The sequence below is a fragment of the Pseudogemmobacter lacusdianii genome, assembly GCF_030848395.1.
Lineage (GTDB): Bacteria > Pseudomonadota > Alphaproteobacteria > Rhodobacterales > Rhodobacteraceae > Pseudogemmobacter > Pseudogemmobacter lacusdianii.
In genome coordinates, this window is record NZ_JAVDBT010000016.1 from 1 (window position 1) to 19,077 (window position 19,077).

The 19,077-nt window shown below is 58.9% G+C and carries 17 protein-coding genes; 9 read left to right on the top strand and 8 right to left on the bottom strand.

What is annotated here, in order from left to right; all coding sequences use genetic code 11:
• Positions 1-232 precede the first annotated feature (232 nt).
• The 3 genes from Q9295_RS15235 to Q9295_RS15245 form a co-directional block, all read right to left on the bottom strand.
• A complete protein-coding gene (locus tag Q9295_RS15235) occupies positions 233-1,438 on the bottom strand; it encodes a tyrosine-type recombinase/integrase (protein WP_444860517.1) in 1,206 nt (401 codons plus the stop codon).
• Positions 1,439-1,988: 550 nt separating this feature from the next.
• Positions 1,989-2,936 (bottom strand): hypothetical protein, encoded by a 948-nt coding sequence (locus Q9295_RS15240; RefSeq protein ID WP_306681439.1) that lies wholly within the window; start codon positions 2,934-2,936, stop codon positions 1,989-1,991.
• Between the two features lie 1,096 nt (positions 2,937-4,032).
• Complete coding sequence (locus Q9295_RS15245) at positions 4,033-4,629, bottom strand: hypothetical protein (protein WP_306681440.1); 597 nt, start codon at positions 4,627-4,629, stop codon at positions 4,033-4,035.
• Between the two features lie 150 nt (positions 4,630-4,779).
• Between Q9295_RS15245 and rsgA the strand changes: the two genes are divergently transcribed.
• The 4 genes from rsgA to Q9295_RS15265 all read left to right on the top strand — a co-directional run bounded on the left by rsgA (position 4,780) and on the right by Q9295_RS15265 (position 7,837).
• Positions 4,780-5,811 carry a ribosome small subunit-dependent GTPase A gene (gene rsgA / locus Q9295_RS15250; protein WP_306681442.1) on the top strand — a complete coding sequence of 344 codons (1,032 nt, stop codon included), beginning with the start codon at positions 4,780-4,782 and terminating at the stop codon, positions 5,809-5,811.
• 68 nt (positions 5,812-5,879) lie between these two features.
• Positions 5,880-6,452, top strand: coding sequence for a hypothetical protein (locus Q9295_RS15255; RefSeq protein ID WP_306681443.1), 573 nt, complete (start codon positions 5,880-5,882; stop codon positions 6,450-6,452).
• Positions 6,453-6,635: 183 nt separating this feature from the next.
• Complete coding sequence (locus Q9295_RS15260; RefSeq protein WP_306681444.1) at positions 6,636-7,403, top strand: hypothetical protein; 768 nt, start codon at positions 6,636-6,638, stop codon at positions 7,401-7,403.
• Positions 7,403-7,837: an amidohydrolase family protein gene (locus Q9295_RS15265; protein WP_306681445.1), complete on the top strand. Its 435-nt coding sequence runs from the start codon at positions 7,403-7,405 to the stop codon at positions 7,835-7,837. The genes Q9295_RS15260 and Q9295_RS15265 overlap by 1 nt, the downstream gene beginning before the upstream one ends.
• Before the next feature lie 143 nt (positions 7,838-7,980).
• Here Q9295_RS15265 and Q9295_RS15270 read toward each other — a convergent pair whose 3' ends face one another.
• The 3 genes from Q9295_RS15270 to Q9295_RS15280 all read right to left on the bottom strand — a co-directional run bounded on the left by Q9295_RS15270 (position 7,981) and on the right by Q9295_RS15280 (position 11,397).
• Positions 7,981-8,817, bottom strand: a complete 837-nt coding sequence (locus Q9295_RS15270; RefSeq protein ID WP_306681446.1) for an ABC transporter permease — start codon at positions 8,815-8,817, stop codon at positions 7,981-7,983.
• A 10-nt stretch (positions 8,818-8,827) separates the two neighbouring features.
• On the bottom strand, positions 8,828-9,784 hold the full coding sequence (locus tag Q9295_RS15275; protein ID WP_306681447.1) for an ABC transporter permease: 957 nt from the start codon (positions 9,782-9,784) through the stop codon (positions 8,828-8,830).
• Positions 9,785-9,846: 62 nt separating this feature from the next.
• On the bottom strand, positions 9,847-11,397 hold the full coding sequence (locus Q9295_RS15280) for an ABC transporter substrate-binding protein (RefSeq protein ID WP_306681448.1): 1,551 nt from the start codon (positions 11,395-11,397) through the stop codon (positions 9,847-9,849).
• An 86-nt stretch (positions 11,398-11,483) separates the two neighbouring features.
• Between Q9295_RS15280 and Q9295_RS15285 the strand changes: the two genes are divergently transcribed.
• Positions 11,484-12,170 (top strand): SDR family NAD(P)-dependent oxidoreductase, encoded by a 687-nt coding sequence (locus Q9295_RS15285; RefSeq protein ID WP_306681449.1) that lies wholly within the window; start codon positions 11,484-11,486, stop codon positions 12,168-12,170.
• Between the two features lie 21 nt (positions 12,171-12,191).
• A complete protein-coding gene (locus tag Q9295_RS15290) occupies positions 12,192-12,956 on the top strand; it encodes an enoyl-CoA hydratase/isomerase family protein (protein ID WP_306681450.1) in 765 nt (254 codons plus the stop codon).
• Between the two features lie 25 nt (positions 12,957-12,981).
• On the opposite strand, the gene Q9295_RS15295 is transcribed toward Q9295_RS15290, so the two are convergent.
• Positions 12,982-13,659: a GntR family transcriptional regulator gene (locus tag Q9295_RS15295; RefSeq protein WP_306681451.1), complete on the bottom strand. Its 678-nt coding sequence runs from the start codon at positions 13,657-13,659 to the stop codon at positions 12,982-12,984.
• Between the two features lie 135 nt (positions 13,660-13,794).
• On the opposite strand from Q9295_RS15295, the gene Q9295_RS15300 reads away from it, so the two are divergent.
• Genes Q9295_RS15300 through Q9295_RS15310 form a run of 3 tightly spaced genes read left to right on the top strand, consistent with a single transcriptional unit; the run spans position 13,795 to position 18,179 of the window.
• A complete protein-coding gene (locus tag Q9295_RS15300) occupies positions 13,795-14,967 on the top strand; it encodes a CaiB/BaiF CoA transferase family protein (protein WP_306681452.1) in 1,173 nt (390 codons plus the stop codon).
• Positions 14,968-14,983: 16 nt separating this feature from the next.
• Complete coding sequence (locus tag Q9295_RS15305; protein WP_306681453.1) at positions 14,984-16,480, top strand: malonate--CoA ligase; 1,497 nt, start codon at positions 14,984-14,986, stop codon at positions 16,478-16,480.
• A 34-nt stretch (positions 16,481-16,514) separates the two neighbouring features.
• Complete coding sequence (locus Q9295_RS15310) at positions 16,515-18,179, top strand: ABC transporter ATP-binding protein (protein ID WP_373457470.1); 1,665 nt, start codon at positions 16,515-16,517, stop codon at positions 18,177-18,179.
• 63 nt (positions 18,180-18,242) lie between these two features.
• On the opposite strand, the gene Q9295_RS15315 is transcribed toward Q9295_RS15310, so the two are convergent.
• Positions 18,243-19,013, bottom strand: a complete 771-nt coding sequence (locus Q9295_RS15315) for a transporter substrate-binding domain-containing protein (protein WP_306681454.1) — start codon at positions 19,011-19,013, stop codon at positions 18,243-18,245.
• Between the last annotated feature and the right edge of the window lie 64 nt (positions 19,014-19,077).

The following is a 19,077-nucleotide window of genomic DNA, read 5'->3' on the forward strand; positions in this document are numbered from 1 at the left end:
CCGTCGTCGCCCTCGCCGCAACCGTCATCTTCTGGCTATGACACAAGAACGAGTCCTGACCCTAGATCGGCTGCGGAAACCCTAAACTGGGGTCACGGAGCCATCGCCAGATAGACATATCGGTCACGCCGAAGCGGTCGCGAACGTTTTTTGCAGAAACAAGTGTAGCCATCGAGCAGTCCTTTCTTTGTGCTAATGGCTTACAATATCACAGTGTCTAACAGCGCCCTAATCACCCGCGAAAGCCTTGAGGGTGTCGATCTATATAATTCAATGACTTACCGGACTTATCTAACACATTTTTGGCGGATAAGTCGGCGCTTTCCAATATAAATCCAACCCATCTTTCCATCATTATTCGGCGCTTTTCGATCATATCTGACCGGGCATAGGCGCGTTCGACCTTGTTGCCTACGGCATGCCAGAGCGCGGCCTCGGATAGATTCCATTCAAAGTCCTCGCGCTCGGTCGCCCACCCCTTGAACGTGCTCCGAGTGCCGTGAGGAACGACACGCTCCCCGGTTTTCGCATCGAGAAACCCCTTGCCGCCTGCCTTCACGTCCGCGTCGTGGATCATGTGCATTAGCTTGCCGAGTGTTGCGTCAGACAACGGCCCACCGCGAGGTGCCCAGAAAACGTAGTCACAACCGTCGAGGCGCGGCAATTCTTTCAGCAGTGCAACCATCTCACCCGTCAGAGGCACCCGCTTAGGGGATTCCCGCTTCGGGATTTTTGACGAAACGCGACCCGGCTGAACCGTCCAGACCGCATTCTCAAAATCAACTTCGTCCCAAGACATGAACCGGATTGCCCCGGTCCGGGTGGCGGTCATGGTTTGAAACCGCAGCGCCGCAGCGCCCATCCCGTCGCGGCGGTTGAGAGCGTGCCAGAACCGCCCCACATCCCGCAGTTGCAAGGCCGGATAGTGTTCCGCCGCAGCCGCTGCGGCACCTTGCATCAGCTTATCTTCGGTCGAGGATTTGGACGGGATCGGGTTGTCGCTAATCCGATAACCCCTCGATATGCAGTAGTCAAAAATTTCCCGAAGCCGCAACCTTAGCTTTGAACGCGTCTCATGCTTGCCGTTGGTGCTTAGAATGTTGAGCACGCCCTGAACCTCGTCGAAGGTTATATCAGCCACGGACTTATCACCTAGCGCGTAGGTATAGCGTGAGACGCTGTTCTCCCACTGATCGCGATATTTGCCTGGTGATAGGGTTTGCTGCTTGATAGGCACAAATTCCTTGAGGGCCTGTGAGAAACTAATGGACGCCAGATCGGCCACACGGGCCTCGTTCCTTGCATCGTCACGCGCCTTAATCGGGTCTTTGCCGGAACGCGCCATTTCGTGCGCTTCTCGGGCCAGCTCCTTCGCTTTGGCCAGAAGAACGCTGCCTGCCGAACCCAGCCCCATCTCCCGACGCTTGCCGTTCACCATCAACCTCAACACCCACGATCTGGCACCGGAGGGCGTGACCTGAAGATGTAAGCCGGGGACACCCCCAACCGCATGAAGCGTTGGCCTGTCAGGATACTTTGAACCGCACCTGTTTATTTCAAGCTGTCGTAACTCCCTCGCAACCTTCGGCATCTATCCACCATCCTATCCGCCAAAAATACTGTTCTGCGGATATAGGAAATGTTAGATATTCCGGCAAGTCACCCGAACAAAATGCTTTAAAATAAGTATTTTACGTTATCGCCTGTGAGATGCAGTTAGGGAATATTGGAGGCGGTACCCGCCTCCAAATCTTTTCAATGATCTATTGAGCAGTGCTCTTGTTGCAGCCCGATCTGGCAGCGGCTGGCAGAGCAATTTCGGCCGGGATAGATCACTCATTTGGCAACCGTGCCGTCTCACGCTCCATCGCCAAAGAGCGGCTTATGGCTCAGCTAGCCCTCGACCTTATCGACTGCTACGCGCATGAAAAAAGGGCGGCTTGCGCCGCCCCTGTCCATCATACTTGGGCAAAAAGAGCCCGCGCTGATTAGAAGTTCATAAAGGTCTGGCTGATCACCGTATGCGACGGGTTCAGGATCGCATCTGCAGTGCTGTTCAGCGGTGCCTTAACCGAACCGCGGCCCAAAGGCATGGTCAGACCCAGACGGATCGATTCCACGGTCGGCTCAAAGCCCCCGCCTGCGATGTCCAAAGTGGTGCGAGCCAATTCCAGCGAAGCGATCAGCGGCATGCCAGCCCGTTCGGAAAGGTCATAGGCACCGCCCACAGCAAGCGTGCTCAGCGCGATGTCCAAATCACCCTGGCTGGTCTTCGACCAACCGCCAAAGAGGCTGGTGCTGTCATTCACGCTATAGACCGCCGCAAGGCCCACATAGTCGAGATCAAAGCTCATGCCGCCGCCGGGCGCTTCGACGGTCGTGCGCATGAAGCTGCCGCCGACGGTAAAGGCAGCGCTCGCGTTATACTGCGCAGAGAGGCCGAAGTGCGACATATCCGTTCCGGCGAGGAGCATAGCAGCCAAGCCGCCCGGGGTGCTGGTCGCATAGAAGGCGCCAAATTCCAGGTTGCCGCTCGTGTAATGTCCTTCGATACCGACGGTCTTCGAGGCTGCAAGGCTAGACACCTTAACGCCGCCCAACTCACCGCCGATTTCAGCCTGCTCCAAGAACACACCCGCCGAGAAGGCGTCGCTGATCGCGTATTTCACATCCAGCCCGATAAGGCTGCCGTTGATATCCAGATCGAAACCGGCAACGTCCAAGCTAAAAGAGTTGTAACGGGCGCCGAAGGTCAGCCCATTACCCAAGGCAAAATCAGCCCGGCCATCAAGGGTAAGTCCGTTCAGCGAAACCTCGAGGTCCGATTGCTTCGTATGCGAGTATCCCAGCGTCACCGCGCCAGAGAAGTCTTGCGCCAATGCGCCCGTCGCACAAAAAGCCAATGATACAGCAGCTGCCGAAATCTTATTAATCATAGTAATTCTCCTAACAAGCATCCATAGAACCAGCCAAAATAAGCGGGCCAGAGGCGATGCGCGGAATGATTAACACTTTATGACCAACATGCATCAATCATTAACACACTCCGCCACAGCGCGTGCCCCAAAAGCAACAGCCAGAGCGCCAGCGAGGGGAAATCGCCCCCCCAGCACAACCAGCAATTGAAATCCATAAATACAGGCAACTAACGGAATTATTTTGAAAATTTCAACAAAAACTAAAGAGATACGCCAATCATGCACACCTAGAGGTTGCACCCCATCACCCCCGCCTGGATCGGCTTGTTTAGAAAATATTGGCCGCGCCGAAACAATCTTTGCGAGAGTTTACGCAGCGACTAGCTGCGCCAAGGCGTATACATCGACAGACACATGCAGCATGAAGCCTCGCCGCGCGAGCCGCACCGCCAAACGCCAAGGAAAAGCGGGAACAGAGCAGCTGACGGATATCACAATGGTGCGGAACTGGGCGGAGCGTCGCGCTTTCCGAAAAAGGTTGCAGTCACTATAATTAAAAATTATCTCACCCCATCAAAACGATAAGCAAGACTTACGATAGAAATACCCATAGCGATAATGGCAAGGATACCTGCCAGAATAGCGCGCCTTTTTTTCAAGACGTCGCAACAGCGCCCACGAACAAGGTGATGAATGTCGCGCCCTGCTCTTACCCCGGTGAAACGCTTGCGAACCGAGCTAAGAATTAATCTCCGCAGCGAGCAAGATAAATTAAAAGAGGCTCGAAAATCTATTTACCCTCAACATCTTCACGACAGATGAATTAGATCAAAAATCTTCGCCCCTTACCTTTTGCATCATCTGTGAAGATCAATCGCACAGCGATATTTCACGGCCTGCGGAGTGAGAGGATGACTGGATTCGGCTTTCGCGAAATGGCAGATACCTGACCAACCATGGAGTCACCGCCTTGCGTGCCAACCCACAGTCGGATCCCCCGGATCAAGAGGTGTCCCCAGCTTGACCTTTAGACAAAAGTTGCAGCCCGGATCAAAAGCCGCAGGGCTTTACAGATCCATTCACGGCACAACGCTAGGCTCGCAACGCAGGAAGATCAGGCCCCCTCACCCTGCCGCTGGCCCGCGCCATCGATCCACCAGCAGATCACCGCGTCCTCGCCGCGCAAGCCGTCTTGTGCCACGGCATTGATGCGCTCGCGGTGGCACAAACGCCCCGCAATTTCCATCGTGCCGAAATAGCCATGCCCGAGCCGAGCCGCGATCACCCGGTCGATCAATCGAGGCGTTAATTCATCTTCCCGCGCAACGCTGGGATCAGCGATGATCTCAGCAAGTCGGTCGCGCGCAGCCTCATCCGCCGCAATGATCCGCGCCACTTCGGCCCGAAACGCCGGCTCGGTCGCAATATAGGCGTTCAGCGCGGGCAGCACTTTCTGGGGCGGTTTTTTCAGCTTCAAATGCCCGCCCTGATACAGAGCCAGCAAAATCCGCGCCCCAATGGGCGAGGTCAGAACGACCTTTGCCTCATAAAACGCCAAATCCCGCTCATCGCGGCTAAGCTTTAGGGTCGTGGGGCGGCCATCGATCACCGCGCGGCGCAAGGCTGTCAAAGCCGCCGTGCGGTGCACATTGGGGATCATATCGATCACCGAAAGCGCGGGCTTCATCAGCGCCCGGATATCCCAAAGCATGGCCAAGCCCCGCTGATTAACTCTTGCCTTGCTCCTACCCTTGCAGACCGCTGCAGCGCAACCCATCCGCCACGCCTTGCAAAAGCCGTGGGCGCTTTGGTGCAGATGGGCTTGCACTGCGCGCGCAAGCGCAGCATTCAGAGCCTTGTGATGGTTGCAGATGATCAGATCCCGCAAAAGTTGCTGGCCCTCGGCTGGTCCCCCTTCTTCGCCGATCAATTGACGGAGGAGGATGCCGGGCTGGTGCCGATGCGCATTGCCACCGTGCACCGCGCGAAGATGAGCGCGCTTGGCGCCAGCGGCACGGTCCGCTTGATGCTGCCTCCCCTTTGCAACACCGGCGCCTATGCCGTCGGAGATTGGGTGCTGGTCGATCCTGACACCGCCGATCTCGGCCGCCGTCTGGATCGCCGCACGCTCTTACAGCGCCGGACCGAGGGCGCTCATCAGCAGCAACTTATTGCAGCCAATGTCGATACGCTTTTCATCGTCAGCTCCTGCAATGACGATCTGAACCCGGCCCGGCTTGAGCGTTATCTGGCCTTGGCCAACGAGGTTGGCACCACACCGGTGGTGGTCCTGACCAAGGCCGATCAGGTCGCCGACGTCGCCCCCTACCGCGATCAGGTCACCGGGCTGCAACGCGGGCTGGAAGTTGTGACGCTGAATGGCAACAGTCCCGAGGCCGCGCAGATCTTGGCTCCTTGGTGTGGCATCGGCCAGACTGTGGCCTTGGTCGGATCTTCCGGAGTTGGAAAGTCGTCGCTTCTCAACACCTTGACCGAGAAGTCTGAGGAAGAAGCGCAGCTCACCGGCTCTATTCGGGAATCCGATGCTAAGGGCCGCCACACCACCACCTCGCGGTCCTTGCATGCAATTGCGGGCGGGGCTTTGGTCATCGACACGCCCGGCATCCGCACCTTACATGTCTCGGATATCACCTCGGGGCTGGACCAGCTTTTTGCCGAGATCTCAGAGCTGGCGCCTGACTGTAAGTTTCGCAATTGCACCCATGTGCATGAGCCGGGCTGCGCCGTGCGCGCAGCCGTTGCGGCGGGCAGTTTAGACGCCGCGCGGTTGGAGCGTTGGCACAAGTTGCAAGAAGAAAACGCCGCCAATACCCCCGTGGTCACTGGCGCGCGCGGCAATAAGGTGACCCGCCCGGCAGGTTCACGCCGCTGAACCTCGGAAGCGGGGGCTGCAAAGGGTCTTTGGATATAGCTTCGGGCAAGCGCGGCGATAATGCCGCCATGCCCCCATTCTGCCAAGGCAGCGATGATCCCGTGCAGGCGCGCGTCAAACCCTATAGGATGCGCGAAGCGACTTTATGGAAAGACAGTCCTTTGAAGATCACCGCCCTCCTTGCCGCCAGCCTGCTCTGCCTTCCCAGTCTTGCCAGCGCCCAGATCGATGACCGCACCGCATGCGATTTCGAGGATATCCAAGACTTCGTCGCTTGGTTCAAAGGCTCGGAATCCAATCAGAAATCCGCCACCGCCGAGCCGCTGGATGCCGCTTTTGATGATTATGATGAGGACGGCAAGAAGTTGGAGATGGTCTATGAGCCGCACAGCCATGATGAGCTGGGTTGGCCGATCCTGCCGCATCTGGGCGGGGATTGGAAAGAGACCTACATCCTGCATGACGCCGATACGGAGGAATATAACACTGCCGGTGGAATGGCTTACAGCCACAGCTACCTGTTCAAGCTGGACGCTTGTGAAGTTCACGCACGATCGGCTTTGAAGATCACTCATCGCCCTTCAGCTGGACCGATGTCGGATGCTCTGGCATCGGGCCAGTTGCTCTTGTCGTTCGACTGATCCCCCTCCTCCATGTCTTCGGCAAATCGTAGCGAGAACAGGTAGGTGGAGCTTTCCAATTATCGATTGTCAATCATCGATAATTAACATTGATGCCCTTAATCGCTCGGGCTAACCTAGCCGAGGTAACGCAGTGGCAAGGGGCCGCCTGCGCGGGGTGAACCCGATCTCGAAGGACAAAAAATGCAGACCAACAAGGACTTAGCCGAGCGCATTGCGCAGCTGCCGGTCTTCGACAACCACTGCCATATGATGGATCCCGCTAAGGCGCAGATGACGCCTTTGGAGCTGGCGCAGTGCTTTTATCACGGGGCGGGCGACATCCCATTTGGTGAGGATGGCGAATATTTCTGGCACAAGAGCCCGGAGCTGATGGCGCGCCTGCCCGGCCTTGGGATCGTACAGACCTTGGTGCATCGCCTGTCGCAGCGCTTTGGCTGCGAAGAAACGCTTGAGGCGGTGGCAGCAGAGCGCAACCGCCGCACTGCTGTGTCTTATCCCAAATATATCAATGAGATGTACGATGAGGCAAAGATCTTCGCCACGATGGTCGATGCCGCTGGTGCCGATGATGATCCGGGCATGTTGCTCTTTCCCGGCGTGACGCTGAAGACGTTTCAGTTCGACAATGCCTTTGATGCCGGCCTTGCGGCATGCGACAGCTTTGATGCGCTGAAGCTGTATTATGCAGATGAGCTGCACCGCGATTACAAGATCAACCGGGCGGCGGCGGTGAAATGCCACCTGGCCGAGCGCTTTGGTCTGAACTCTCCCGTCGTCACGGACGATGATGCGCGCAATGCTTTCGCGGCGGCAAAAGCGAGCGATTACAATGCGATGCAGGTCGTCTATGTCGGCCTTTTGCAAGAGGCGCTGCTGCTTTGTGCGGAGCTGGATATCTCGATCCACTTCCATACGGGGATGACGGGGGGGCCTATACGGGGCCTTTGATGAACTGTGATCCCTATGCTTTGGCGGAGATTATTCGCCAACCGGCTTATATCAAAACCAAGGTGGTGCTTTTGCATGCGGGGCATCCTTGGTCGCAAAGTGCGGCGTCTTTGACCCATGCTTTGCCGAATGTTTGGATGGATTTCAGCTGGACTTGCCCTTGGGTTTCCTTGCGGATGGCGGAAACTTTCAAGGATGTTCTAGGGGTTGCCAATCTTGACAAGCTGATGCTGGGCAGCGGCGGGCATGACACGCCTGAGATGGCTTGGCTGTGCTCAAGCCTTGCCAAGGGCGCTTTGGCGGAAGTGTCGGACTCCTTCATCAGCCGTGATGTGCTGAGTGCGGCGCAATGCCTCAACATCTCCAAAAACCTGTTGGCGGACAATGCCTTGCGGCTTTATGCGCGGCAGATGGATGGCCAAAAAGCGGGCTGATCCCGCAAAGGATCGACAAGGGGGAAGGCTGCATCGCGGCCTTCCTTTTTTCATGCCGTTTGGGCAGGGGCAAAAATGAAAATGCCCCATGCTGGGGGCATGGGGCAGCGTATGGTAAAGGTATGGCTTTGGTATGGCTTACGTCATCTTTGCGTACGGCTGCGCACCAGCCAGTCGACCACCAGATTGACGCTGATTGAAAGCGTGGCAATCGCCCCTGCGGGCAAGAGCGGGGTGATGTCGCCGTAAGCGATCAGGGCGGAATATTCCTTCACCATCGAGCCCCAATCCGCCGCTGGCGGTTGGATGCCAAGCCCAAGGAAGGAAAGCCCGCTGATCAAAAGGAAGATGAAGCAAAAGCGCAAACCAAGCTCGGCAAAGAGCGAGATGCGGATATTGGGCAGCACCTCGGACCAGAGGATCCAAAGAAGCCCCTCGCCGCGCACCCGCGCCACCTCGACATAATCCGAGACCATGACGTTCATCGCCACCGCCCGCACCACACGGTAGACGCGGGTCGCTTCCAGCAAAGCCACGATGACGACCAGAGAGACGAGCGAGGTGCCAAACAAAGCCAGCAGCAAAAGTGCGAAGATCAAAAGCGGGATCGACATGAAGACGTTGACGGCGGTCGAGAGGAACCGATCCACCGCACCACCCTTCCCCGCCGCCCAAAGCCCAAAGCCGGTGCCGATGACAAAGGCAAGGAAGGTCGCCGTCAGCGTGATGCCAATGGTGTTGCGCGCGCCATAGATCAACCGGCTGAGGACATCGCGGCCAAGGTTGTCGGTGCCAAGGGGGAAAGCCTCGCTCCAGAGTTCAAACTGGCTGCCGACGATCTCGGCCTCGCCATAAGGCGCGAGTTGCGGGGCGAAGACGGCCAGCACGGCGTAGAAGAGAATGATCGCCACCCCAAGCGCTGCACTGGGAGTGAGCCGGAACGGCAAGCGGCGGCGACGGGGCAAAAGCAAAGTTGTCATAATGCCGATCTCACTTTGGGTGCAGCAAACGGGGGTTGGTCGCGGTCGAGATCACATCCGCCGCAAGGTTCACCAGCACATAGGCCACGGCAAAGATCAGCGCGCAGCTTTGCACCACGGGGATATCGCGGACCTGCACGGCATCGACCATCAACTGGCCCATGCCGGGATAGACGAAGACCGCCTCGACCACGACAACGCCGGTGATGAGATAGGCAAGGTTCAGCGCCACCACATTGGCGACGGGAGCCCAAGCGTTGGGCAAAGCATGCCGGGCCAAAACCCGCAGCTCTGAATTGCCCTTGAGCCGGGCGGTTTCGATATATTCGTTCTCAAGCAGGCTCACGAGCGAGATTTTGGTCATCCGCACCATATGGGCCAAGACGCCCAAGGTGAGGGTCAGCGCGGGCAGGATTGAGAGGTAAATCCGCTCCGACAGCGTGCTGTTGATGTCGACATCTGAGAGCACCGGCAAGAGGCCTGCGTTCACGGCCAGCCAGAGCATCAGCACGTAAGCCACGAAAAATTCGGGGAAAGAGATTGAGGCAAGGGTGACGAAATTCACCGCGCGGTCAAACCAGCTGTCGCGGTAGACGGCGCAGATGAGGCCAAGGGCCAAAGCCACAGGCACGGCGATCATCGCCGTCAGACCGGCAAGAAAGACGGTGTTCCAAAGGCGCGGGCCAATCAACTCGGCCACGTCACGGCCCGAGGAAAAGGCGGTGCCGAAATCGCCGGTTAGAAGGTCTCCGACCCAAGCGAAATAGCGTTGATGGGCGGGCAAATCGAGACCAAGGCTTTCGCGGATCGCGGCCACGGCCTCGGCTGTGGCGGCTTGGCCCAGAATTTCGGTGGCGAAATCGCCCGGCAACATCTGCACCCCGGTGAAGATGATCAGCGAGACGGCAAAGAGGGTCAGGACGCCGAGCGCCACCTTCCACAGGATCAGATTGATTAAATTCTTCATCAGCTTACCAAAGGTGACTGCCGCCCCATTGCGGGACGGCAGGGAAAGTCATTCGGGGACGCTCACGCCTCTTCGGCGAACCACCAACGCTCGGTGCTGCGGTAGCCGTCCAAGGCCCAGCTGGTGCCGATGGTGCCGTGGCCGATTTTGCGCGACATGGCGCCGACATAGTTGGCAAAGACCGGCACCACGACGCCGCCGTCTTCGTGCACGATGCCTTGCATTTCGGCATACATCTCGCCGCGCAGGTTTTCGTCCAACTCGGCGCGGGCTTTGAGCAGAAGCTCATCAAAGCGCTCATTGCCCCAGCGGGTGTCGTTCCATTCGGTGCCGCTGGCGTAGACTTGCGAGAACATCCAATCCTCGGTGGCGCGGCCCGACCAGAAGGCGGTGCACCACGGCTTTTTGGTCCAGACATTGTCCCAATAGCCGTCATTCGGCTCGCGCAGCACGTCGATCTCGATCCCGGCGGCGGCAAGGTTTTGCTGGTAGAGGACGGCGGCATCGACGGCGCCTGGGAAGGCGGCTTCGGCGGTGGAAAGCGAGAGCTTGGTGCCGCTGAGACCGGCTTTCTCGAAGTGGAACTTGGCGCGATCGGGGTCATAGGCGCGCTGCGGCAGGTCTTTCGCCGCATAGCGCATGGCGGGCGAGATCGGGTGGTCATTGCCGATCTGGCCATAGCCGCGCAGGATGGTGTCCAAGAATTGCTGGCGGTCGATGCCGTATTTCAGCGCCAGACGCAGGTCTTTGTTCGAATAAGGCGCCTGATCGACCAGCATCGGCATGGTGTAGTGCTGCGTGCCGGCGATCGACGTGATTTCAATGCCTTGGTTGCGCTCAAGCATATGGATGGTCTTGAGATCGGCGCGGTCCATCGCATGAATTTGACCGGTCAAAAGCGCATTGGTGCGGGCGGTGGCGTCGTGGATCGCCAGCACCTCGATCGAGTCGAACCAAGCGGCGTTCGGCTTCCAGTAGTTGGCAAAGCGCGTGGCCGAGGCTTTGACGCCGAAGTCCGTCATCTCAAGCACATAGCCGCCCAGACCCACGCCCGAGGTATCGGCCAAGCCGTCTTTGGCGGGCATCATCGGCAGGTGGTAGTCGTCAAGGAGATAGGGGAAGTCGGCATTGCCGGTGGCCAGTTCGACCACGACGACATCGGGGCCATCGGCGCGGATATCGACCACGGAGGCGAGGATGGCCTTGGCGGCGGATTTGCTGCCCTCGCCGCGGTGGTGGTTCAGCGAGGCGATAACGTCTTCTGCGCTGAGGCTTTTGCCGTTGTGGAACTCAAGCCCCGCGCGGAGTTTGAAGGTCCAAATCTTGGCGTCGGGGCTGGCCTCCCAACTTTCCGCCACCTCGCCGCGCAGCACGCCATCGGCGCCAACCTCGGTCAGATAGCCATGCAGAGCATGACCATAGCTGGTCATGAAGGGCTTCCAGTTCGCCGGGTCGAGCGTGTCGGTGGTGGCCCCGCCCCCTACGCCAAGCCGGAAGTGCCCGCCGCGTTTCGGCCCGGTTTGCGCGCGCAAAGGCGCGCCCATCAGGCCCAAGGTTGCGGCGGCGGAGACGCCAAGGAAGTGCCGTCTGCTGAGTTCAGGACGCCATTGCATCGATCGTATTCCCTGTTGGATTGACTTTTGTTATGGGTGTATCCTTCATTGACAATAATCGATTGTCAACAATGATGGGGGCTTGAATGGCAGTATTGGTGATAGGCGCAGGCCCGGGCTTGGGCGCCTCTTTGGTCGAGCGGTTTAGCCGCGACGGTGAGAGGCTTGCCTATGTCGCCCGCAGCGCGGATACGCTGGAAGGCATTGCGCGGACTGAACGCCTTCAAGGGCGGAATATCAAGGCATTTCAGGCAGATGCGGCCGATTTCTCATCCCTTTCGCGCGCCCTTTCGCAAGCCTCCGACTGGGCGGGCCCCTTCTCGGTGCTGGTCTATAATGCCGTCACTTTCAACGAAGAATCCGCTGCGACGCTAAGCGCGGATCAGCTGAAAGACGACCTTGGCGCCACGCTTTTTGGCGCCGCGCAATGCGTGCAACATGTGCTGCCAGAGATGCTGGCGCAGGGCAAAGGCACGATTCTTACCACCGGCGGCGGGCTTTCGTTGAACCCTGTGGAGCCTTGGGCCTCGGTCGCGGTGGGCAAGGCTGGGCTGCGCGCCTATACCACGGCTTTGGCCAAGGCGGTCGGCGCAAAGGGCGTGCATGCGGCAAGCGTGACGATCTGCGGCCATATCGCGCCGGGCGGGGATTTTGACCCGGACCGCATCGCGCAAAGCTATTGGGATTTGCATATGCAACAGCCCGGAGCATTTTCCTCAGAGCTGATCTACAGCCCCGAAGGCTCTGACAAAAATTACAACGAACGCGATTGAGCGGCGAGACCGGATTGAATGATGATGCCTGCCCCATTTGACAGACTGACCGACATCACGGTCGAGACGCGCGGCGCTGCCCGTCTTGTCACCTTGAACCGCCCCACCAAGGCCAATGCGCTGACCAAAGCGATGTTGGCCGATCTGCAGGCGGTGATCTCGGCCACGGCCGAGGATGAGAGCATCCGGCTCTTCGCGCTAACCGGGGCGGGAGAGCGGATCTTTTGCGCCGGGGCCGATCTGAGCGAGGCGGGCAATGAGACCGGCTCGGCCGCTCAAGCCCGCGCCTATGATGCGCAATGGGACGGCTTGACGGCCAGCATCGCCCGGCTGCCTTGCGTCACGCTGGCGCTGCTGAATGGCGGCTGCATCGGCGGCGGCATGAGCGTGGCGCTGGCTTTTGATCTGCGCTACGCCCAAGCGCAGGGTTATTTCAGTTATCCTGCGGCCCGGCATGGCTTCATGCCCTCGCCTATGGATGTAGAACGTTTGACCAAAGCAGGCGGGCAATCCACCGCCCGCCGCATCTTTTTGGCTTGTGAAAAGCTGCCCGTGCCCGAGGCGCTCCGCGCCGGTCTGGTCGATGGGCTGATGCAGGAGGCAGAGCCTTGGGCGGCGATGGCGGATCTGATGGCGCGGCTTGAAACGGCGCATCCGATCTCGCTTCTTGCGGCGAAGCGGTTGATCGACCGCGACGCCGAAGCGGCGCGGCTGGAAGATCTTTGCTACCGTGCGGTTTACGACAAAGATCCATCCGCCGCTGCGCTTTTGCAGACGGGCCCCTGACCGATCCGGGGCTTTAGAGCGAAGTCTAGAGCCCCGTCTCCTCGGCCACGGTGGCCTGCTGCTTATCAAGCTCAAGCGTCACGGCGTAATTGTTGAGGTTCGCCGCAACCGCCGCCGCGGGATCGCCCGAAAGGATGCCATCGTAGATCGGTCGGTGCCAATCGGAGAGGTGGATCGAGGTCGGCCGCTGCCGCTCGGACCAACGATAAACCCATTCCACCTGCAGCAGCAGCGATTCATAGGTCTTAATCAGCTTCTTATGATTGCTGAGCTGCACGATGGTGCGGTGGAAGTTCAGATCGGCATCGGTGCGCTGCTCCGTGAGCCCTTTGCGCTGCACTTTATCTAAGAGGTCAAAGGCTTCCGCGAGCTTGGCCCGCCCCTCTTCAGTCAAAGACTCGGTCGCCAGTTTGATGGCAAGCTCTTCCAGAGCCCCGCGCAATGTGTAAATTTCCCAGATCTTGATCGGCGAAATATCCGCCACGGCCCAAGCACTGTAAGGCTTGCGCACCACCAGCTCGTCTTTCTCCAGCTCCAACAGCGCGGTGCGCACCGTGCTGCGCCCGATGCCCAAGGCAGCCGAGAGCTCCATCTCTGTGATGCGCTCTCCGGGCTGCATATGCCCGTGAATAACGCCTTGCCGCAGTTGATCAACCACGGCGTCAACGCTGCTGCGGCGTTCAACTATAGACAATTTCACCATTTCGGACCTCCGACCGCCAATTGAGGCGATCCGCATTGAACTGTCAATCGGGACAAGCAGTTAACTCGATGATCGATTGTTGACAATCGACGATTCGCTGCTAGGCTTTGCTCATTCCTGAGCCAAAGGTGCGCCTTGAAACATGTCCGCGTTGTCGATCTGACCCAACATCTCTCGGGCCCCTATTGCACCTGGACTCTCGCCAGTCTGGGCGCCGAGGTCATCAAGGTTGAAGCCATTCACAAGGGCGACAGCGCGCGAGAGACTTCTCCCTTTGTTAACGGAAAAAGCATATATTTCGAAAGCGTTAATCGCTGCAAGAAAAGTCTTGCGGTTGATCTGAAGACGGAAGCGGGAAAGCAGATCCTGACCGAACTTCTGAAGACCGCTGACGTCTTGGTCGAGAACTTCCGCCCCGGGGTGCGTGCCCGGCTGGGATTTTCGGATGAGGCGCTGGCGGCGATCAACCCGCGGCTCATCACCGCCTCGATCAGCGGGTTCGGGCAGACCGGATCGCATGCGGAATATCCCGCCTATGACATCATTGCGCAGGCGATGAGCGGGGTGATCAGTGTGAATGGTGAAGAGAACACCAAAGGCGTGCGGGTGGGGTTTTCCATCGGCGATATCGCGGCCGGGATGTTCGCCACCATCGGCATTCTGCACCGCCTTTACGAGCGGGATGCGGCAGGGCAAGCCCCCGGCGCGCCTTTGGATATTTCGATGGTGGGCTGTCAGGTGGCGCTGTTGGAAAACGCCTATGCGCGGCATTTGAATGCGGGCGACCGCCCTGCCCCGATGGGTTCGCGCCACCCATCGATTGCGCCCTTTGAAAGCTATGCCGCCGCCGATGGGCATATGGTGATCGCCTTGGGCAGCAATGCCGATTGGCCGCGCTTTTGCAGCGCGATTGGGGCAGATGCGCTGACCGATCACCCGCAGTTCCTAAGCACCGAGTTACGGCTTGAGCACCGCGATGCTTTGAGCGCGGTGCTGGAGCGGCATTTTGCGACCGGACCGGTGGATCATTGGCTTGAGCGGATGCGGCTGGCCAAGATCGCTTGTGCTCCCCTGATGGATGTGGCGGGTTTTGCCGCCAGCGCATTTGCACAAGAAAGCGGTGCTTTTGTGGGCCTGACGACGGATGCGACGCGCCGGTTCAGCAAACACCCGCTGGCTGAGGCTGTCCCGACGCCACCGGCACCGCTTTTGGGCGAACATTCTCGGCAGGTTCTGATCAATCTCGGCTATGAGGCTGAACAGATTAACGTGCTGGAAGCGGCAGGCGTCGTGCAAAGCGCCGCCTGAGATTGGGAATAAAGCGATGACGAACCACCTTTTTGACGGGCTGAGCCGTGGCCAAACCTCTGATAACGCATTGTTTTTGGAGCATCAGGGGCAAAGCTTAAGCTATGCGGAGGCCTGGGCGCGCTCTGCCCAATTGGCGCGGGCGCTGGTGTCTTTGGGGGTGGAGCCCGATGATCGGGTGGCCGTGCAGGCCGAGAAATCGGTCGAGATGGTGCTGCTCTATCTGGCTTGCCTGCGGGCTGGCGCGATCTTTTTGCCACTGAACACCGCCTATACCAGCGCGGAAATGGCCTATTTCATCGATGATGCCGAGGCAGCCGTTTTGGTGAATGACAGCGGCGCTTTGCCGGATGGTGCGGGGGGCGCGGGGAAAAAGCCGCCCGTTGCGCTGACGATGGCGCAGCTTTCGGTGCTGGCCGACGGCATGGCTGCGGATTTTGCGACGGTGGCACGCGGGCCAGATGATCTTGCCGCGATCCTTTACACCTCGGGCACCACGGGGCGGTCAAAAGGCGCGATGCTGAGCCATGACAATCTGCTGTCGAACGCAAGGGCGCTGAAGGCGCATTGGCGCTTTACGGATGCGGACCGGCTGGTCCATGCCTTGCCCATCTTCCATGCGCATGGCTTGTTCGTGGCGATCAACGTGACGATGGTTGCCGGTGGATCGTTGATTTTCCATAAGAAATTCGACGCAGATGCCGTGCTGGCCGATCTGCCGCGTGCGACCTCTTTCATGGGGGTGCCGACCTTTTACACCCGGCTTTTGCAGCATGAGGGGCTGACGAAAGCGGCCTGCGCGCAGATCCGGCTTTTCGTCTCAGGCTCGGCCCCGCTGCTGGCCGAGACCCATCGCGCCTTTGAAGAACGCACTGGCCATAGGATCCTTGAGCGCTATGGCATGACCGAGACAACGATGATCGCCTCGAACCCCTATGAGGGCGAGCGGCGGGCGGGCACGGTGGGGCAGGCCTTGCCGGGGATCACGCTGCGGGTTGCGGATCCGGAAAGCCACGCGCCGCTGGCGCAAGGCGAGACCGGGATGGTCGAATTGCGCGGGCCGAATGTGTTCAAGGGCTATTGGCGGATGCCGGAAAAGACCGCCTCGGAATTCACCAAGGATGGGTTTTTCATCACTGGCGATCTGGGGAAGTTTGATGCGGATGGCTATTTGCACATCGTTGGCCGCGACAAAGATCTTGTGATTTCGGGTGGTTACAACGTCTACCCGATTGAGGTTGAGACGTTGATCGACGCGATTGATGGCGTCTTGGAAAGCGCCGTCATCGGTGTGCCGCATCCCGATTTTGGCGAGGCGGTCACGGCCGTGGTCGTCGCCAAGCCCGGCGCAGCGCTGGAGGGCGCCGCGATCCTTGCTGGGCTGGCGACGCAACTGGCACGCTTCAAACAGCCCAAAGAGGTTATTTTCATGGACGAATTGCCGCGCAACACGATGGGCAAGGTCCAAAAAAGCGAGCTGCGCCGCCGCTTCCAAGACCTTTACCGCGCCTAAGCCCCCCTTTTACGCCCGACCTCAAGGAGTGATGATGACCGATCTTCAGACGCTGGCGCCCGAAAGCGACGTGGACCGCCCTGCCCTTTTGCAGATCGATCAGATCGAGATCGTGGCCGATGTCGAGACGCCCGAGGGCGGGCTGCGACGGCAGGTCATTGTCGACAAGGTCTCATTGACGCTGCGCAAGGGCGAAGTCCTTGGGTTGATTGGGGAATCAGGGGCCGGGAAATCGACCTTGGGTCTCTCGTCGATGGGATTTGGGCGTGGACGGCTGCAGATCATCGGCGGGCAGATCTTGCTGGATGGCACCGATTTGCGCGGCGCACGGCGGCAAGAGCTGAACGATATTCGCGGCCGTAAGGTCTGTTATGTCGCGCAATCGGCAGCCTCGGCCTTTAATCCGGCGCAAAAGCTGATCGATCAGGTGATCGAGAGCTGTCTGTTGCACGGGCTGATGGATCGTAAAACCGCCGAGGCGCGGGCGCGCGAGCTGTTCGCGCTTTTGGGCCTGCCCAACCCAGACACGATTGGCGAGCGCTACCCGCATCAGGTCTCGGGCGGGCAGTTGCAGCGGGTGATGACGGCGATGGCTTTGTGCCCGAAGCCCGATCTGATCGTCTTTGACGAGCCGACCACGGCGCTGGATGTGACCACGCAGATCGAGGTTCTGGCCGCGATCAAGGCCGCGATCCGCGACACCGGGGTGGCTGCGCTTTATGTGACACATGATCTCGCGGTCGTGGCGCAAATTGCCACGCGGATCATGGTCTTGCGCCATGGCAAGCTGGTGGAATTGGGCGAGACGCGGCAGATCATTGATGCGCCGCAGCAAGATTACACCCGGGCCTTGGTGGCCGCGCATGAGGTGCTGCGCGAGGGCCAAGCGACTGCCACGAAACCGGTGCTTTCGGTGCAAGCCTTGAACGCGTTTTATGGCGACTTTCAGGTGTTGAAAGAGATCAACTTCACCCTGCGCGCGGGCGAGACACTTTCAATTGTGGGTGAATCCGGCTCGGGCAAGTCAACCTTGGCACGCTGCATTGCCGGTCTTTTGCCGATCAGAACTGGAGAAATCCGCTTTCAGGACCGGCGGTTTGACCCCGATTACCGCGCGCGCAGCCGGCAGGATTTGCGCGATGTGCAAATCGTTTTCCAGATGGCCGATATGGCGATGAACCCGCAGCACCGGGTGGGCGAGATCATCGGGCGACCGTTAACCTTTTACCTTGGTTTGACGGGCGAAAAGCGGCGGCAGCGGGTGTTAGAGCTGCTGGATGCGATCGAGTTGGACCGCAGTCTGATCGATCGCTTCCCGTCCGAGCTTTCGGGCGGACAGAAGCAAAGGGTCTGTATCGCGCGGGCCTTGGCAGCGGAACCTCGGGTCATCATTTGCGATGAGGTGACGAGTGCGCTGGATCCTTTGGTGACCAACAGCATTTTGAAACTTCTGATGAAGCTGAAGAAGAGCCATGATCTGAGCTATCTTTTCATCACGCATGATATTGAAACGGTTCGGCAAATATCGGACAGCATCTTGGTGCTGCATAAGGGGGTCTCGGTGCGGCAAGGTCCGGCGGAAGAGGTGCTGACCGGCCCCTATGACGCCTATACCGCGACGCTGCTTGCCTCGGTCCCGACAATGGAGGTGGGTTGGCTCGAGCAAGCGATGGCGCAAAGGCAGGCGGCGCGGGCTTGAAGAGCGATGAAAAAAGGGCAGCCCATCGGCTGCCCTTTTTCCGTTAACCCTTAACGCTGCGGCTTAGGGTTTCGGCATGCCGTACACGTCGAAATCGAAGTATTTATTGGCGATTTCGTCATAGGTGCCGTTTTGCAGAACGGTCTTCAGGCCTTCGTTAAACTTGGCGATATTGGCATCGCCCTTGCGGAAGGCGGCACCGATCTTCAGCGGCGGATAGGTTTCATCCTCGACCATCGCCAGTGCTTTGAAATCCTTACCCTCTTCCGACGACAGGAAGGCGAGCGAGCCCATGCGGCCCGACAGGACCACATCGATACGGCCCGCGACCAGATCGGCCAGCTGCTCGTCTTGCGCTTGGTAGATTTTCAGATCGACCTGCCCGTCGAATTTGCGGGTCAGGTAATCCTCATGCGAGGTGCCCGTTTGCACGGCGAGACGGGTGTTTTTGATGATCTCAGGATCGTTCGGATCGAAAACAAAATCCTTATGTCCGATGTAGATCGCATTCGAGGAGACATAGGGATCGGAGAATTCCACGACCTCTTGGCGCTTGGGCGTGATCGTCATCGAGGACACGATCATATCGATCTTATTGGTCTCCAAAGCCGGGATGATGCCGTTCCAAGCCACGCCTTCATGGGTGCAATTCAGCGCCGCTGCGGCGCAGACGGCCATGGCGAGTTCGACCTCAAAACCATGGAAGCTGCCGTCGGCCTCTTGCCAACTCATCGGCGGATAGGGGGCGGAATCGATGCCGATTTTCAGATCTTGCGCCAGTGCGGGGGCGGCAAGGCCGAAAGCCAAGGCCAAAGTCAGTGCGGTCTTTTTCATGGTATAATCCTCCGTGTTGTTTTGTATTTGTGGTTTTAAATCGTTACCTTATCGCGGGTTCTTC

Bases quoted from the DNA above. Each gene is read 5' to 3' on its own strand.
- Q9295_RS15235 (WP_444860517.1), bottom strand. From the start codon at position 1,438: ATGGTGAACGGCAAGCGTCGGGAGATGGGGCTGGGTTCGGCAGGCAGC.
- Q9295_RS15245 (WP_306681440.1), bottom strand. From the start codon at position 4,629: ATGCTTTGGGATATCCGGGCGCTGATGAAGCCCGCGCTTTCGGTGATC.
- Q9295_RS15315 (WP_306681454.1), bottom strand. From the start codon at position 19,013: ATGAAAAAGACCGCACTGACTTTGGCCTTGGCTTTCGGCCTTGCCGCC.
- Q9295_RS15275 (WP_306681447.1), bottom strand. From the start codon at position 9,784: ATGAAGAATTTAATCAATCTGATCCTGTGGAAGGTGGCGCTCGGCGTC.
- Q9295_RS15285 (WP_306681449.1), top strand. From the start codon at position 11,484: ATGGCAGTATTGGTGATAGGCGCAGGCCCGGGCTTGGGCGCCTCTTTG.
- Q9295_RS15290 (WP_306681450.1), top strand. From the start codon at position 12,192: ATGATGCCTGCCCCATTTGACAGACTGACCGACATCACGGTCGAGACG.
- rsgA (WP_306681442.1), top strand. From the start codon at position 4,780: ATGGTTGCAGATGATCAGATCCCGCAAAAGTTGCTGGCCCTCGGCTGG.
- Q9295_RS15240 (WP_306681439.1), bottom strand. From the start codon at position 2,936: ATGATTAATAAGATTTCGGCAGCTGCTGTATCATTGGCTTTTTGTGCG.
- Q9295_RS15310 (WP_373457470.1), top strand. From the start codon at position 16,515: ATGACCGATCTTCAGACGCTGGCGCCCGAAAGCGACGTGGACCGCCCT.
- Q9295_RS15255 (WP_306681443.1), top strand. From the start codon at position 5,880: ATGCCCCCATTCTGCCAAGGCAGCGATGATCCCGTGCAGGCGCGCGTC.
- Q9295_RS15270 (WP_306681446.1), bottom strand. From the start codon at position 8,817: ATGACAACTTTGCTTTTGCCCCGTCGCCGCCGCTTGCCGTTCCGGCTC.
- Q9295_RS15260 (WP_306681444.1), top strand. From the start codon at position 6,636: ATGCAGACCAACAAGGACTTAGCCGAGCGCATTGCGCAGCTGCCGGTC.
- Q9295_RS15305 (WP_306681453.1), top strand. From the start codon at position 14,984: ATGACGAACCACCTTTTTGACGGGCTGAGCCGTGGCCAAACCTCTGAT.
- Q9295_RS15265 (WP_306681445.1), top strand. From the start codon at position 7,403: ATGAACTGTGATCCCTATGCTTTGGCGGAGATTATTCGCCAACCGGCT.
- Q9295_RS15280 (WP_306681448.1), bottom strand. From the start codon at position 11,397: ATGCAATGGCGTCCTGAACTCAGCAGACGGCACTTCCTTGGCGTCTCC.
- Q9295_RS15295 (WP_306681451.1), bottom strand. From the start codon at position 13,659: ATGGTGAAATTGTCTATAGTTGAACGCCGCAGCAGCGTTGACGCCGTG.